This is a genomic window from Niallia sp. FSL W8-0954 (assembly GCF_038005605.1).
Classification (GTDB): Bacteria; Bacillota; Bacilli; order Bacillales; family Cytobacillaceae; genus Niallia; species Niallia circulans_A.
The window spans coordinates 3,178,239-3,193,850 of the sequence record NZ_JBBOTN010000001.1 but is presented as its reverse complement, the minus strand read 5'-3'; the positions used below and the strand labels follow the sequence as shown (position 1 = coordinate 3,193,850).

Genomic DNA, 15,612 nt, shown 5'->3' with positions numbered 1-15,612 from the left:
ATTTCTATTTTAAAAAACGATTAACTTGTTCTATTTACTGCTTGACTTTATATAGTTAGTCTCTTTCTTATTGCACCATTGTTTTATATGCGCATTGATCACAACCAGAAATAATATTTTGTTTCTCAATTAACTGGACATCTTTAAACAAAGCTTCAAACATGCCCGTAAAGAAGGATTGGTGCATAGTACACACTTTATTTTTATGTTCTATAGCAACTTCTTTAAATGGACAGTTATAAATTTCAAAATATAAAGATGTTTGATCGTCATTCCATTCCAATGCAGGTAACTGTCCAGTCATTAAACTCGCATTTTGTAATAAACGTAGCTTATCCTCATTCGATAATAGAGCTGTGTTGTTTGTAATACGAGCAATTTCCTGCTCCATCATCTCTTTACCAAATGTTTTTCCTGTTTCATAAAGTGCCTTGCTGCCATCTGCTCCAAGACTTTCAAACGTTTTCAATAAAATGCTGCTTAATAATTGATAATCTCGAAAAGGAAAGCTAAATTGAATAACTTCATCTGATAAACGATATAGTCTGCTGGGGCGACCACCTTTGCCTGTCTTTTTTGTTTCTGAGCGTAGCATTCTTACATCTTCTAACTTAGATAAATGCAAGCGAGCTACGTTTGGATGGATGGAAAATTCATCCGCTATTTCTTGAACCGTGACATCTTGATGACGTTTCGTAATGTACTGATAAATATAGAAACGAGTTGGATCAGATAATACATTTGTAACTTTTAGTGTATTTTCCATATTAAATGTTCCTCCTAAGGACTAATTTTCTTTATTATAATATAGCAATCTACCATAAACATGGTTAAAACGATAAGTTTATAAAATGTTCACAACTTCACAAATATTTTGTTCATAAATTGTACATATTCACTATTTGAAGCATGAGCAACGTTTTAAATGGATTATTATAAGAGAAGTGGAACTTATTGTTAATTTTTATTGACAGATTTATTATTTAAATTTTATAATGTATATATGAACATATATTCATATAATATAGGGGCGATTGTGATGGATTACGATGTAATAATAATTGGCGGCGGGCAAGCTGGACTTGCGATGGGCTACTTTTTAAAGAAAAGCGGCTTATCTTTTCTCATAGTAGAAAAAGAAACTTCCATAGGTGAAAGCTGGAGAAAAAGATATGATACATTAACTTTATTTACTCCACGTTTTTACAGTTCTCTACCTGGGTTGCCGCTGAATGGGGATTTAGATGGCTATCCCACAAAAGAAGAAATAGCAGACTATTTATTTGATTATGCAACAACGTTTTCGTTGCCAGTTCAATTAAATACAGAGGTAAAAGAACTATCAAAGACCAAGGAAGGTTTTAAGGTAGTCACGAATGCCAGTTTATTAGCAGCTAAAAAAGTGATTATTGCTACTGGATCCTTTCAAAAACCATTGATACCTTCATTCGCTTCTACCTTATCTAAAAATGTGGTCCAGCTTCATACATCGCAATATCATAATCCGAAACAAATTAAAGAAGGACCGGTTTTAATTGTAGGAGCTGGGAATTCAGGGGCGCAAGTTGCAGCGGAGCTTTCAGACAAATATTTGGTATACCTATCAGTAGGTCATAAAATTCGTTTTTTACCACAAAATATAGGGAATAAGAGTATTTTCTGGTGGTTTGAGAAAATGAGAATATATAAAGCAAGTACCAATTCTAAAATAGGTCAATGGCTAAGGAAGAAACCAGACCCACTTTTTGGATTTGACTTAAGAGCAAAAATAAAAAGTGGAGCAATAACAGTATTTCCGCGTACAGAAAGAATTGTTGATGATACTTTTGAGTTTCTAGATAAACGGACACTAAAAGTTAACACTGTTATCTGGGCAACCGGTTTTTATCATGATTATAGTTGGATTACCATTCCACAAGTAGTGAATGTAAAAGGCGATCCTATTCATAAAAAGGGAATAACGAATATTGCTGGATTGTATTTTTTAGGATTACCATGGCAAAGAAATAGAGCTTCCAGTCTGCTTCAAGGAGTTGGGGATGATGCAGCATATATTTATCAACATGTACGGAGAAACATGGAATAAAGAAGTAAATATCATATTATTAGAAACAGGAGGAAGATAAGATGGGACATTCTCATGGGCACGACCATAGTCATCATGGACATCATCATGGATTCTCAGAAATAAGAGAAGGAAATAAAAAGGGCTTACTTATAGCGTTAATCATAACAGCTGGTATTATGATGTTAGAGTTTTTTGGCGGCTTACTTACAAATAGTCTTGCTTTATTGTCAGATTCTGGACATATGCTAAGTGATGCAAGTTCTCTTTTTTTAAGCTTTCTAGCAATCTGGTTCGCCACACGGCCTGCCTCTTCGAATAAAACCTACGGCTATTATCGTTTTGAAATTTTAGCGGCTTTATTTAATGGTGTTACTTTATTTGTTATTGCCTTTTTTATCATATTGGAAGCAATCGAACGTTTTTCCCAACCACCGACTGTCTCAAGTGGAACGATGATGATAATAGCTGTAATTGGACTATTAGCGAATATGATTAGTGCTTTAGCTTTAATGAGAAAAGGCGATGTAGAGGGCAATGTTAATTTACGAAGTGCTTATTTACATATCTTAGGGGATGCGTTAGGTTCTGTTGGCGCAATTATTGCAGGCTGCCTCATGCTCTTCTTTAAGTGGTATATTGCTGATCCAATCATATCTGTTGTAGTGGCGCTATTAATTTTGAAAAGCGGCTGGGGAGTAATTAAAACGTCGATCCATATTTTAATGGAAGGAACACCAACCACTATTAATCAAGAAGAGGTAAAAAAGGAGTTGGAAGGAATCGCTGGAGTAATCGATGTACATGACTTGCATATATGGACAATCACCTCAGGATTAGATTCACTAAGCTGCCATCTATTAATTGATGATAAGAGTGATAGTCAAGTGATTCTACAGAATGCGATTGATCGTCTGAAGACTAAATTTAAAATGGAACATACAACAATCCAAATCGAAAAGTCACAGATTCAGCATGAGGATATGAATGTATAATAAAAAATAAGGGACTGGAACAAAACTAAAAAGGCTATGCTTAAAGCTGAATAATAAATTTGTTGAATTAAACAAATGATAAATAGAATCTATTTTTGTTTTCACCCCATTTTATAAGATTAGTGAAATGGAGAGGAAGACACTCGACTCCTGCGGGAAATAGAGGAAAGGCTGAGACCCCGCAGTGTGGAGGCTCAGCTTCCTCCCGCGGAAAGCGAGTGACTGGAGCGTAATGGAACAAATTGGTTTCACCACTAAATTAGAGATTGTTCGTCTTTATCCAATATATATTTTGTTTTGTCCGCCCTTCTTTTTTGACAAAAAAAAGACCCGAAACACGGGTCGCTACTGGGCTAGCTGGATTCGAACCAACGAATGACGGAGTCAAAGTCCGTTGCCTTACCACTTGGCTATAGCCCAAAATAGTTGATATATATAGTATGGATAGGAGCTGTTTTTTTATACAGACTATTGGAACTTTCTTGGAAAGATTGTTAATCAATGTATCAAGGGAAAAATACAATCCAATTGTATAAGTAGCTCTAATATTAAATTCGTAAAAAAATTAAAAAGAAAGAAGGAATTTACCCTTTTTTTGTCGAAAGATATATTTGAATAAATATAAAGGTGGTGTTAAATATAAGTGTTATCAATTGAAGCTCTAGCAAATCGTATTATTTGTGAGGCAGTAGAACAGAATGCTACTGATATTCACATAACCCCAAAACAAAAGGAATCTGTCCTCCAATTCCGAATTGCCAATCATTTAATTAATCACTTAGTAATTTCAGCAAATGAATGCGACAAGTTGATCTCTCATTTCAAATTTACAGCATCTATGGATATTGGCGAAAGAAGAAAACCGCAAAATGGATCTATTTCCACAACAGTCAAAGGTCAGTATATTGGCTTACGACTTTCAACCTTACCATCTCACCCTCATGAGAGTTTAGTAATTCGTATACTTTCCGACCAAAATATGCTTCCAATCTATCACATCTCTTTATTTCCGAATATTTCTCGTAAATTAATCTCCTTGTTAAAGCATGCACATGGATTAATAATTCTGACCGGTCCAACTGGGTCTGGCAAGACAACAACACTCTACTCTCTCCTAAATGAAAATGCACATCTTTATCAGCGAAATGTGATTAGCTTAGAAGATCCCATTGAAAAAACGCAGGAAAACGTTTTGCAAATTCAAGTCAATGAGAAAGCTGGTATTACGTATTCCACTGGCTTAAAAGCAATTCTTCGCCATGATCCAGATATTATTATGGTTGGAGAAATCCGCGACAAAGAAACTGCTCATATTGCGATAAGGGCGAGCTTAACAGGTCATTTAGTATTGAGCACAATGCATACGAGAGATGCGAAAGGTGCGATTCATCGACTGTTAGAGTTTGGTATTAAAGAGACTGAGATTGAACAAACCTTAATCGCTATTACTGCTCAAAGACTAGTTGAAATGGTATGTCCTTTTTGTGATAAAGATTGTTCCCCTAACTGTTACCGTTTAGATAACCACTTAAAAAGATCAACTGTGTTTGAAATGATTACAGGCAGGATGATTTCTGATATTCTCTATAACCGAACAGAAACTAAGAGAGCTAACTATAAATCACTAGGAGATATTATTTGTAAAGGGATTGCCTTAGGCTATATAAAGAAAGGAGAATATGAACGGTGGATTTATGATGAAAAATAATCATGCATGGTCTAATATAGAACAAGCGAAATTTTTAAAGTGTATTGGTGAGCTGCTGGATAGAGGCTATTCGATGGCAGAGGCAGTCCAGTCTTCTCGTTACTATATGCCCGATCGTCGAATGGAAGATATTAATGCATGTTACGGTTCTTTAAAAGGAGGAGAGTCGTTTTTTGAGAACCTAGTAAGATTCAATTTTGATTATCAAGTGATAAGTTTTGTTTACTTTGCTGAAAAGCATGGCGGATTTGCTAGTGCTTTTCAAGATGCAAGTAGAATGATTCAGAATAAGCAAGATACGATAAGAAAATTAAGAAAAATCCTTACCTATCCTCTTTTTCTTTTGTGTTTTACCTTCGTTTTATTTTTCTTTGTTCAAAGTATCCTCATCCCGAAGTTTAATTCTATCTTTTTAACGATGAATATTAACAAGAATTTCTTTCTCCTATTTCTCCAATTTATTGGTCACATTATTCCATTTCTTCTTGTTTTCTTATCCCTATGTTTTATTTCCGCGCTTCTCTACTATTATTTTTCTTTTCGAAAATTAGATGTTATCAAGCAAATAAATGCACTAGCGAGTATTCCGATGATTGGGATATTTGTTAGACGTTATTTTTCCTATCTACTATCCGTGCAGTTAAGTTATTTATTATCAAGTGGTTTTTCGATTTATGAGTGTATGCAATTTTTTCTTGAAAACAAGGAGCAAAAACTATATTCCCAAATAGGCGAAATCACTATTTCACAGTTAAAAAAAGGAGTGCGACTTGAACAAGCTTTTGCTTCCTTTGATTTTTTGGAAAAAGAGCTATTACAAATTATTCAGCACGGCCAGGAAAATGGAAAGCTTGATCAGGAATTCTATTATTTCGGAAACTATTGCTTAATACAAATAGAAGAAAATTTACAAAAAACATTAAAAGTCCTTCAACCTACATTGTATACAGCTGTTGGAATTCTAATAATTTCTATTTATTTATCTGTGTTAATGCCAATGTTTCAATTACTGGACGGCTTTTGAAAGGAGAAAAAAATGAAGAATGAGCGAGGATTTACCCTAATTGAAATGATGATTGTTTTGGTAGTTATTTCCATATTATTGATTATCACCATTCCCAATATAACCAAGCATAATTCCAAAATCAATAATACTGGGTGTGAAGCATTAACAAAGATGGTACAAGCAGAGGTTCAATCTTACTATATAGAGCATAAAGCGTATCCAGAGAATCTTGCTAAACTGGAAGAAGAAAATTATATAACAGCAGACCAAAAAAAATGTCCCAATGGCAAGGCGTTAATTATTAAAAATGGAGTAATTACTACCTCGGGATCAGACAGTCCATGATAAATAATCAAAGAGGTTTTACGTTAATGGAAATGTTTGTTGCCATGTCTTTACTAGTTGTTCTTTCCTCTCTATCCATATTCCTTGTTACTTCCCAACAAACTTCTCTTAATGAAACTCACTTCTTAACCCAATTGGAAGGTGATCTTTATTATGCTCAAGCGTATGCGCTAGAAAATCAAATGCCCATTCAAGTGAGGATATATCCAACTTTACATTATTACTACATGCGTGCTGATGCTAATACTGGGAATATTGTGGAACGTTATTATGCAGATGATATTATTTTTTCTACTAACGCGACACTTTCCTTTAACATTAATTCAAATGGTAATTTTTCGAAATTTGGCACTTATGAATTTAGAATTGGTAAACAACCCTATAAATTAACCGTTTTAATAGGGAAAGGACGATTTTATGCGACTAAATTGTAAAGGCTTTATGCTGCCGGATTATTTATTGTCCTTTACGATATGGTTGTTGATAGCGCTAACATGGATGCCGGTTTATGTCCATGTGCTAAAACAGCTAGAAGATTCCGAGCATAGTAAGCTAGTAAATGAATTATTTTATAACCATTTAATAGAGCTTAAATTAGGGGAAGTGGAAAGAGGAAATACGACTATTGAAAACGAAGGTACGAGCTACTCGATTGTCTGGGAAAAAGATAGTATTGTCTGTTTGCAATATAAAAATGTATTTCAAAAAAACAAAAAAATCTGTGAAGTGTGGAAAGAATGATTAAACGAATACTTCTTAATAATAAGGGCTATGTTTTGGCAGAAATGCTTCTTTCTTTTTTTATTTTCACGATTATACTTACTCTCCTGTTAACTCCTTTGCGACTTATGCTTGACAAGCACTTTTCGGAAAAAGAATTACAAGAAATGGAGTGGGAAGTGTTCATTCTTGAATTAAAAAAAGAAACAAAAATGTCACAAGGGATTTCTGTTTCAAACAATAAATTGGTGCTCTATGTGGATGGAAGGGTTGTTACTTATGAAAAATATGGCAGCAGCATTAGAAGGCGAGTAGATTCAACAGGGCATGAGGTAGCATTACAAGCTATTAACAAAGTAGAGTTTATTATGCAGAAGAACGGATTTCGAGTTAAGGTAGTAGACCGATTTGGTAGGGAAAAAGAGTCTAGTATAAGATCTTATCTTACATTTTTGGAGTGATCGGAATTGATCAAGAACAATAAAGGATTTATTTACCCATTATCTTTATGTGTATATATTCTTTTTATCCATTTTTTATTTATACTGTATGGAATTTATGTGAATAAGAAGGGGATAGATGCAGGAGTGAAAAATAGCAATATTCAAGAATATTATTTTCTATCTTCCTTAAAAGAAATTGAGCACGAACTCTCTACAAATGAACATCCTGACCTTTCAGGTACAAAGAATTTTTCACATGGTAATGTCTTTTATACAATGGAAAAAAATTCACGTACGACTGTTAAAATCGATTATCAATTAAAGATGCAAGGGGCGATAAAGCCGATTTATGCGATAAGTTACTTTGATATAGAGCAGAATAAAATGACGAAATGGGTTGAATGAATAAAAAACAAATGATAGGGCTATCCTAGTACAAATGCTAGAGTAGGTGATTAGATGAATACCAATGATTATGTGAAGTATTTAACCCAAACATTTGTCCAGTACATGGATCAGCCCAAAGAAGAAAGAAAAAAGTTAAAAGCGGAAAGAAAAGGACTGAAAGAACCTTTCATGTTGAGGTGGTTTGGGATTTTACCTTATTTAATTTTATTCAGTTTTAATCGTAGAAAACTAAAAAAATAGTTTGGGAAAGGAGTAGATACTGCCTTTGACAGTAATTTACTCCTTTTTTAACTAAAGATGATCTTTACGAAACAGCTTCTGAAGCTAAATAAAAAAGCCCGCCATTAATAATCGAAATATTAATCTTTGGTTCGTACTGCTCCTGTAGAGCTAATCTTTCCGTCTCCAAGGTTTCTTGTCCTTCCTCCATGCCTTCCATATCTTCATAAAAATGCTCTAGTAAGTCTAAATCCTTTTTCCACCTTTTTTTTGCTTCATCTGCCCATGTATGATCTTCTGCTAATAAAGATTGCTTTATCATATTCTCAATTCTTGTTATCCCACTTATTGGCATGATTAAGGGAGAAAGTGTGAACGCATAATCAGGAATTTTGGCAGAAAGGTTCATTTTCTCTACTTTTGCTTGGAAATCTGTTGCGATTTGACCATTGATAAGCTGCAGTCCAATCGATTGAAATACATCTCGTTTTCTGTCACATTGATACGAAATTTTCACATTAAGTGCAAGCCATGGTTGTAAAGCGGTTTGCTGCTTTCCGTGTGTTATCTTATTTTCATATAAACGAATATACTTCGATAAGTTTTTTGCAGAAGCAAAAAGTTGATGAAGACGGGGAGACCCAAAGTGAATCAGTTCACCCTTCAAATCCTCTGGTGCCAGCTTTGGATCAGTAATGAGGGTAAGACTGGCAGGATTCGGAACACCACCAGTCTTTTCAAGATAATGCCAATAAAACGGTCGATTCATTAACTCCTTGTCCATTTCAATTGTTAATTGGACAATGAGATAACCAGGTTTATTCTCCACTATCTCACAATCATTTGCGACAAAAAATCGTTCAAGAAATTGATGAATTTCCTGCTGCTTCATACGGCTGATCCTCCTTCATACTTTGTGCGAATTCAATCATGCTTGTTAAATTATCCATTTTGATTTTCATTTCTCCTTCAGATTTAGAGTGGGAGAAAATATCAATCATATAATCATCCATATTGCCAAAATCCAATTTCGTCAAAATATCATCTAGCTCGCCAATAACTTTTTCAAAAAGATGGATTTTTTCATAAAGTAATTTTAAAATATGATCTTCCACTGTGTCTTTTACGGCAAAATTATAAATCTTCACATCTTCTTTTTGACCAAGTCGATGAATCCGGCCAATTCTTTGCTCCAATCTCATTGGATTCCATGGTAAATCAAAGTTTATAATATGATGACAAAATTGGAGGTTGATACCTTCACCGCCGGCCTCTGTGGCAATTAATACTTGTGCATGATTCTGGAAGAGATCTCGCATCCAATCCTTTTTGCCTCGTTTAAAGCCGCCGCGAAATGGAACAGATGTAATACCGTGCTGCTTCAAAAACCATTGTAAATAAAGTTGCGTAGCCCTATATTCGGTAAAGATGATTACTTTATCATTTATCTTCTTAATAAGCTCTAGTGCCTTGTTTGCCTTTGAGTTTTGCTGAACTGCTTCGACTTTTTTTATTAGTTCTTGTATTCTTTGTTGGAATTGTGGTGTTGGATTTTCCACTTTCCTTACCATGTTTTGCAGTGTATAATATACTGCTTCCCTGCTGGAGCATGCCTCTCTTTGTAATGTAATCATCGAAAAAGGACTGCGGGAATTTTCGATGTTGCTAGAAAGATTGGTTTCTGTTTTTAAATCTACCAGTCCTTCATATAATGCTCTTTCTTCTTTCGTAAATTCAATAGGAACGGCTTCAACAATTCTTTTGGTCCATTCAATCCCTGTATCATGGCGTCTGTTTCTGATCATGACTTTATTGACCAATGCTTTTAGATTTTCATCGTCATCAATGGAGCGAGCATCTTTTTTATATTTTTCATAGAAAGATGATTCACTTCCTAGATGACCTGGTTTTAATAAAGATACTAAATTAAAAATTTCGCTAATTCTATTTTGGATAGGGGTAGCTGTTAATAGCAAACAAAATTTCTTTTTTAAATTTTGGACAAACTCATAGTTTTTTGTTTTATTGTTTTTGAGTTTATGGGCCTCGTCAATAATCACCAAATCATAGTCCAGATTGTTTATAATATCACGATGAGGCTGTCTTTTTGCTGTATCAATAGAAGACACGACAATGTCGCATTGCTCCCAAACATAGCTTTTGCGCTGAACCATTGCAGGAATATAAAATTTGCTATTTAACTCATACGCCCATTGTGTGACTAGAGAGGCAGGAACTAAAATAAGCACTTTTTTTACTAAACCACGAATCATGTATTCTTTTAGTATCAATCCTGCTTCAATCGTTTTTCCAAGACCTACTTCATCTGCCAAAATAGCTTTTCCATTCATATCTTCTATTACTTTTTTCGCAACCTCCAGCTGGTGAGGTAATGGAGAAAGGTCTGATAGGTATTTAGGGGCTTGGAGACCTTCGAATTCTGGTATGATATTATGTTGTTCCACTTCTACTGCTAGCTTATATAGTTCCCAATTGGCCCATGGGCCATCATCTGAAATTCGCTTTAATAGCTGATTATTCCACGAATCATCAAAATTGATTTGGAGCGTCATCTTTATTCATCCTTTCTAATGTTTCCATTGGTAAAGCTAAAATATTATGTATATAAGAATTAAAAAAAGAGAGCTAGTAAACATAAAAACTTATTGCCACCTTTTCATTCGGATGTTAGGATAAAAGGGTAAAAAAGTTTTTAATTTTGTCACAATTTATTTATATTGGGACAAAACATGAACATTAAATGAAAAATGATCAAATATTAATCGTATTTTGCTAAGTACATAAACAAACATTATTTCTGGTAGTATTTAGTATGACCAATGGAGAAAATTTTATGAATCGCGGATGAGAAATAGGGGAGAGACTACGTTCGTAGCGCCGAAGGAGCAAGCAATATTATTTGTGAATCTCTCAGGCAAAAGAACTCTATTTGGACGCAGCTCTGGAGAGTGCTTACAAGTACATGTGTAAGCCACCAAAGGGGACAGCCGACATTATATCGGTAAACTTTCAGGTGCAAGGACAGAGCCCTTACTTTTTTTAAAAGGGGGGTTTCTGTCTTTTTTTGTTGCCATTTTATGATATGCAATAAATGAGAATGTCTAATACATAGGGGAATGGAGTGTTGTTCATTGACTTTATTAAAGCAAACACCGTTATACGAGGTGTATAAACAGTATGGCGGAAAGACAATCGATTTCGGAGGCTGGGATTTACCTGTACAATTTTCTGGCATAAAACAGGAGCATGAGGCTGTTCGTACAAAAGCAGGCTTATTTGATGTTTCTCATATGGGGGAAATCGAGGTTAAAGGGAACGATAGTTTAGCTTTTCTGCAAAAAATTCTTACGAATGATATTGAAAAAATCAAAAATGGTGCTGCTCAATATTCAGCAATGTGCTATGAAAATGGTGGCACTGTGGATGATTTATTAACATATAAGCTAGCGGATAACCACTATTTATTAGTTGTAAATGCATCCAATATTGAAAAGGATTTCGAATGGTTACAAAAGCATGCAAGTGGGGATGTAATCTTAAGTAATTTATCAGAAGATTTTGCTCAATTAGCACTGCAAGGTCCATTAGCAGAAGAGGTTCTAAGGAAAATAAACCCTTCTATTGATTCTTCTATTAAATATTTTCACTTTCAGAACAAGGTGAATATAGCAGGTAAAGAAGTTCTTTTATCCCGTACTGGCTACACAGGTGAAGATGGATTTGAAATATATTGCCAAAGTGAAGATGCTATTGACTTATGGAGAGAAATTTTGACAACAGGAGAGCCGCTAGGTGTACTTCCTTGTGGGTTAGGTGCAAGGGATACGTTGCGCTTTGAAGCAACACTCGCCTTATATGGGCAAGAATTATCAGCAGATATCTCTCCTTTAGAAGCTGGAATTGGCTTTGCTGTTAAAGTAAATAAAGAAGCAGATTTTATTGGAAAAGCAGCTTTAACGAAGCAAAAAGAAGAAGGACTGATTAGAAAATTAGCCGGTATCGAAATGGTAGATAGAGGAATACCGAGACATGGCTATAAAGTATATGCAAATGGATTATGTATTGGGGAAGTAACTACTGGTACACAATCACCAACCTTAAAGAAAAACATTGGTCTTGCATTAATTCAAAGTGATTATACAGCAATAGATACAGAAGTAGAAGTAGAAATTAGAGGAAAGTATTTAAAGGCAAAAGTAACCAAAATTCCTTTTTATAAACGAAAGTAATTTTTAGGCTTTTTTCTACAAATAAATCAAATGGGCTAATGACTGGGGGAAAAACGAATGAAGCATCGTTATTTACCGATGACGGAACAGGATCAAAAGGAAATGCTAGCGGCAATAGGAGTAAGTTCAGTAGAAGATTTATTTTCAGATATACCAGAAAAAGTGCGTTTTCAAGGAAACTATTCGATTAAACGCGCAAAAAGTGAATCAGCTTTATTGAAAGAATTAACAAAACTTGCCCAAAAGAATGCTGATGCAAAAGCGAATGTTTCTTTTTTAGGTGCAGGAGTTTATGATCACTATTCGCCTGTTATTGTCGATCATGTTTTATCACGATCTGAATTTTATACAGCCTATACTCCATATCAACCAGAAATTTCTCAAGGGGAATTACAGGCTATTTTCGAATTTCAGACAATGATATGTGAACTGACGGGAATGGACGTAGCAAACTCTTCTATGTACGATGGAGCAACGGCATTAGCAGAAGCAGGAATGTTAAGTGCCGGTACGACGAAACGGAAGAAAATTCTTCTCTCAAGTGCTGTCCACCCTGAAGCAAAAGAAGTAGTGAAAACCTATGCAAAGGGACAGTATATTGAAGTTCAAGAAATTCCTCATAAAGACGGGATAACAGATATAGAGGCATTAGAGGATATGGTAGATGATACAGTTGCAGCTGTTATGATTCAATATCCGAACTTTTTTGGAAGAGTTGAGCCGCTTAGGGACTTAGAAGCAATTATTCATGCCCATAAATCATTATTTGTTGTATCTAGTAATCCATTAGCTTTAGGGGCGTTGACACCACCAGGAAATTTTCAGGCAGATATTGTCGTGGGGGATGCGCAACCTTTTGGAATTCCAATGGGCTTTGGAGGTCCGCACTGTGGTTATTTTGCGGTAACGTCAAAATTAATGCGTAAAGTGCCTGGGCGTTTAGTGGGGCAAACTGTAGATGACAATGGTCAAAGAGGTTTTGTGTTAACTCTGCAGGCGCGAGAACAACATATTCGCCGTGACAAGGCAACTTCTAATATATGCTCGAACCAAGCACTTAATGCATTAGCTGCTTCCGTTGCTATGACCGCACTTGGAAAACATGGCGTGAAGGAAATGGCGATTGCTAATATCCAGAAAGCCCATTATGCTAAAACCAAATTAAAAGAAGCAGGATTTGAAATAGTGTATGAGGGACCATCCTTTAATGAGTTTATTATTAAATGTAATTCCTCTATTTCGGCAGTAAACCGAGCGTTATTAGAAAAAGGTATGATTGGTGGCTATGATTTAGGAAGAGACTTCAAACAATTAGAAAATCATATGCTCATTGCCGTAACCGAATTGCGTACAAAAGAAGAAATAGATGAATTCGTTGCAGAAATGGAGGATTATCATGTCTAATAAAAATCAACCTCTTATCTTTGAAAGCAGTACACCAGGCAGAATTGGCTATAGTTTGCCAGAAATGGATATTCCAGCAGCAGATCTTACGGAATTGCTGCCGAATGATTATATAAGAGAAGAAAATCCAGAACTACCAGAGGTCTCTGAATTAGATATTATGCGTCATTATACTGCATTATCCAAACGAAATCATGGCTTGGATTCTGGTTTTTACCCATTAGGTTCTTGTACGATGAAATATAATCCAAAAATAAATGAAAATGTGGCAAGATTTAATGGGTTTGCCCATATTCATCCGCTCCAAGAAGTGTCAGCTGTACAAGGGGCTCTTGAGTTAATGTATGATTTACAACAGCATCTCGTCGAAATCACAGGGATGGATGAAGTAACCTTGCAGCCGGCTGCAGGTGCACATGGCGAATGGACGGGTTTAATGCTGATTAGAGCATACCATGAAGCCAATGGGGATATGCATCGTACAAAGGTAATTGTTCCCGATTCTGCGCATGGAACCAATCCTGCTTCGGCAACTGTTGCTGGCTTAGAAACAATAACGGTTAAATCTAACGAACATGGACTTGTTGATCTAGAGGATTTAAAACGAGTAGTAGGAGAAGATACTGCAGCATTAATGTTAACAAATCCTAATACTTTAGGTCTATTTGAAGAAAATATTCTAGAAATGGCGGAAATAGTCCATAATGCCGGTGGGAAATTATATTATGATGGCGCTAATTTAAACGCTGTTCTTTCTAAAGCCAGACCTGGAGATATGGGCTTTGATGTTGTTCATTTAAATTTGCATAAGACATTTACAGGACCACATGGCGGCGGTGGACCGGGTTCAGGACCGGTAGGAGTGAAAGCTGATTTAATTCCATTCTTGCCAAAGCCAGTATTGACTAAAGTAGGGGAAGAATTTGTATTAGATTACAATAGACCTCAATCGATCGGCAGAGTTAAGCCATTCTATGGTAATTTTGGGATTAATGTCCGTGCTTACACTTATATCCGTTCTATGGGACCAGATGGCTTAAAAGCGGTCACAGAAAATGCTGTATTAAATGCAAACTACATGATGCGTCGTTTGGCTGAATATTACGATTTACCATTTGATCGTCATTGTAAACATGAATTTGTATTAAGCGGAAGACGACAAAAGAAGCTAGGTGTCAGAACACTTGATATAGCCAAAAGGCTTCTGGATTTTGGCTATCATCCACCTACTATCTATTTTCCGCTTAATGTAGAGGAGTGTATAATGATTGAGCCGACTGAGACCGAGTCAAAAGAGACATTAGACAGCTTTATCGATGCAATGATCCAAATTGCAAAAGAGGCAGAAGAAACACCGGAAATCGTTCAGGAGGCTCCACATACAACGGTGATCGGTCGCTTGGACGAAACATTAGCAGCGAGAAAACCTGTTTTACGCTATACAAAGTAATTCGTCTGGGTGCTATGATTTAAGTAATAAAAAAGCTGATGTCCAAGTAAATTGGCATCAGCTTTCTTCTATATAATAATTTCAATAAGAGCATTATTATTTTTTTGCTTTAATTTTCCCTGTCCACTTTTTAAATCCGCCTTCTAATTGGGTTAAATCCTTGTACCCTTTACGATATAGAAATTGAGCAGCTCTGCCGCTTCTCATCCCATTTTGACAGTATAGATATACTGGTTTATCAGGACGGATTTCACTTTTTCTCATCTTTAGCTGTGATAGTGGAATATTTCTTGCGCCAAGTACATGTCCTGCCTCATATTCGTTCGGTTCACGTACATCAATTAATTGTGCTTTTCTGTAGCCTTGACGAAATTCATCTTGGTTAACAGTTTTAACAATTCGGCGTTGATACAGCCACATCACTAATGAATATACAAGGAATGCGACTAAAATGATGAGAAGAGTATAAATCATTGTCAATTCTCATTTCTCCTTTCAATTACTTGCACTATCTCTATTATATCTATCAACTGGTATAGTAGTAAAGTAAATACTTACATGAACCTTCTAAAGTTTGAAGAATAGCATGTTTTTCATGC

General features: G+C 35.5%; 17 protein-coding genes, 1 tRNA gene and 2 riboswitches. Of the genes, 13 read left to right on the top strand and 5 right to left on the bottom strand.

All coding sequences use genetic code 11. The features are described 5' to 3' along the window. Positions 1 to 67: 67 nt before the first annotated feature. A complete protein-coding gene (locus tag NX902_RS15845) occupies positions 68 to 766 on the bottom strand; it encodes a helix-turn-helix transcriptional regulator (protein WP_095332761.1) in 699 nt (232 codons plus the stop codon). Positions 767 to 1,039: 273 nt separating this feature from the next. Between NX902_RS15845 and NX902_RS15840 the strand changes: the two genes are divergently transcribed. Next, positions 1,040 to 2,086 (top strand): flavin-containing monooxygenase, encoded by a 1,047-nt coding sequence (locus NX902_RS15840; RefSeq protein ID WP_172859748.1) that lies wholly within the window; start codon positions 1,040 to 1,042, stop codon positions 2,084 to 2,086. A 41-nt stretch (positions 2,087 to 2,127) separates the two neighbouring features. After that, positions 2,128 to 3,060 (top strand): cation diffusion facilitator family transporter, encoded by a 933-nt coding sequence (locus tag NX902_RS15835; protein ID WP_095332765.1) that lies wholly within the window; start codon positions 2,128 to 2,130, stop codon positions 3,058 to 3,060. Between the two features lie 348 nt (positions 3,061 to 3,408). Here the strand turns inward: NX902_RS15835 and NX902_RS15830 are convergent. Continuing rightward, positions 3,409 to 3,480 (bottom strand) — tRNA-Gln (locus tag NX902_RS15830). 223 nt (positions 3,481 to 3,703) lie between these two features. Between NX902_RS15830 and comGA the strand changes: the two genes are divergently transcribed. The 8 genes from comGA to NX902_RS15790 are packed head-to-tail and all read left to right on the top strand — an operon-like array spanning position 3,704 to position 7,930. Continuing rightward, positions 3,704 to 4,768: a competence type IV pilus ATPase ComGA gene (gene comGA, locus NX902_RS15825; RefSeq protein WP_341160840.1), complete on the top strand. Its 1,065-nt coding sequence runs from the start codon at positions 3,704 to 3,706 to the stop codon at positions 4,766 to 4,768. After that, on the top strand, positions 4,758 to 5,792 hold the full coding sequence (gene comGB, locus NX902_RS15820) for a competence type IV pilus assembly protein ComGB (RefSeq protein ID WP_341160839.1): 1,035 nt from the start codon (positions 4,758 to 4,760) through the stop codon (positions 5,790 to 5,792). The genes comGA and comGB overlap by 11 nt, the downstream gene beginning before the upstream one ends. A 12-nt stretch (positions 5,793 to 5,804) precedes the next feature. Beyond that, complete coding sequence (comGC, locus tag NX902_RS15815; RefSeq protein ID WP_123260859.1) at positions 5,805 to 6,119, top strand: competence type IV pilus major pilin ComGC; 315 nt, start codon at positions 5,805 to 5,807, stop codon at positions 6,117 to 6,119. Continuing rightward, positions 6,116 to 6,553: a competence type IV pilus minor pilin ComGD gene (gene comGD / locus NX902_RS15810; RefSeq protein WP_095332773.1), complete on the top strand. Its 438-nt coding sequence runs from the start codon at positions 6,116 to 6,118 to the stop codon at positions 6,551 to 6,553. The genes comGC and comGD overlap by 4 nt, the downstream gene beginning before the upstream one ends. Further along, entirely contained in the window at positions 6,537 to 6,860 is a 324-nt protein-coding gene (locus NX902_RS15805) for a hypothetical protein (RefSeq protein WP_095332775.1), read from the top strand. Before comGD ends, NX902_RS15805 begins: the two co-directional genes overlap by 17 nt. Further along, positions 6,857 to 7,300 carry a competence type IV pilus minor pilin ComGF gene (comGF, locus tag NX902_RS15800; RefSeq protein ID WP_235850334.1) on the top strand — a complete coding sequence of 148 codons (444 nt, stop codon included), beginning with the start codon at positions 6,857 to 6,859 and terminating at the stop codon, positions 7,298 to 7,300. The genes NX902_RS15805 and comGF overlap by 4 nt, the downstream gene beginning before the upstream one ends. 6 nt (positions 7,301 to 7,306) lie before the next feature. Then, positions 7,307 to 7,687, top strand: a complete 381-nt coding sequence (comGG, locus tag NX902_RS15795; RefSeq protein WP_095332777.1) for a competence type IV pilus minor pilin ComGG — start codon at positions 7,307 to 7,309, stop codon at positions 7,685 to 7,687. Between the two features lie 54 nt (positions 7,688 to 7,741). After that, positions 7,742 to 7,930 carry a YqzE family protein gene (locus NX902_RS15790; protein WP_341160838.1) on the top strand — a complete coding sequence of 63 codons (189 nt, stop codon included), beginning with the start codon at positions 7,742 to 7,744 and terminating at the stop codon, positions 7,928 to 7,930. 64 nt (positions 7,931 to 7,994) lie between these two features. On the opposite strand, the gene NX902_RS15785 is transcribed toward NX902_RS15790, so the two are convergent. Further along, on the bottom strand, positions 7,995 to 8,801 hold the full coding sequence (locus NX902_RS15785; protein WP_095332781.1) for a YqhG family protein: 807 nt from the start codon (positions 8,799 to 8,801) through the stop codon (positions 7,995 to 7,997). Then, entirely contained in the window at positions 8,770 to 10,482 is a 1,713-nt protein-coding gene (locus tag NX902_RS15780; RefSeq protein WP_095332783.1) for a DEAD/DEAH box helicase, read from the bottom strand. Before NX902_RS15780 ends, NX902_RS15785 begins: the two co-directional genes overlap by 32 nt. A gap of 292 nt (positions 10,483 to 10,774) precedes the next feature. Continuing rightward, positions 10,775 to 10,866, top strand: a riboswitch (glycine riboswitch). Between the two features lie 2 nt (positions 10,867 to 10,868). Continuing rightward, a riboswitch (glycine riboswitch) is annotated at positions 10,869 to 10,958 on the top strand. 103 nt (positions 10,959 to 11,061) lie between these two features. On the opposite strand from NX902_RS15780, the gene gcvT reads away from it, so the two are divergent. The 3 genes from gcvT to gcvPB are packed head-to-tail and all read left to right on the top strand — an operon-like array spanning position 11,062 to position 15,013. Then, positions 11,062 to 12,159 carry a glycine cleavage system aminomethyltransferase GcvT gene (gene gcvT, locus NX902_RS15775; RefSeq protein WP_123257927.1) on the top strand — a complete coding sequence of 366 codons (1,098 nt, stop codon included), beginning with the start codon at positions 11,062 to 11,064 and terminating at the stop codon, positions 12,157 to 12,159. 57 nt (positions 12,160 to 12,216) lie between these two features. Beyond that, positions 12,217 to 13,563 carry an aminomethyl-transferring glycine dehydrogenase subunit GcvPA gene (gene gcvPA / locus NX902_RS15770; protein ID WP_341160837.1) on the top strand — a complete coding sequence of 449 codons (1,347 nt, stop codon included), beginning with the start codon at positions 12,217 to 12,219 and terminating at the stop codon, positions 13,561 to 13,563. Beyond that, complete coding sequence (gcvPB, locus tag NX902_RS15765; protein ID WP_095332789.1) at positions 13,556 to 15,013, top strand: aminomethyl-transferring glycine dehydrogenase subunit GcvPB; 1,458 nt, start codon at positions 13,556 to 13,558, stop codon at positions 15,011 to 15,013. The genes gcvPA and gcvPB overlap by 8 nt, the downstream gene beginning before the upstream one ends. Before the next feature lie 96 nt (positions 15,014 to 15,109). Here the strand turns inward: gcvPB and NX902_RS15760 are convergent, their stop codons facing one another. Next, entirely contained in the window at positions 15,110 to 15,487 is a 378-nt protein-coding gene (locus NX902_RS15760) for a rhodanese-like domain-containing protein (protein ID WP_371000273.1), read from the bottom strand. Positions 15,488 to 15,612 lie beyond the last annotated feature (125 nt).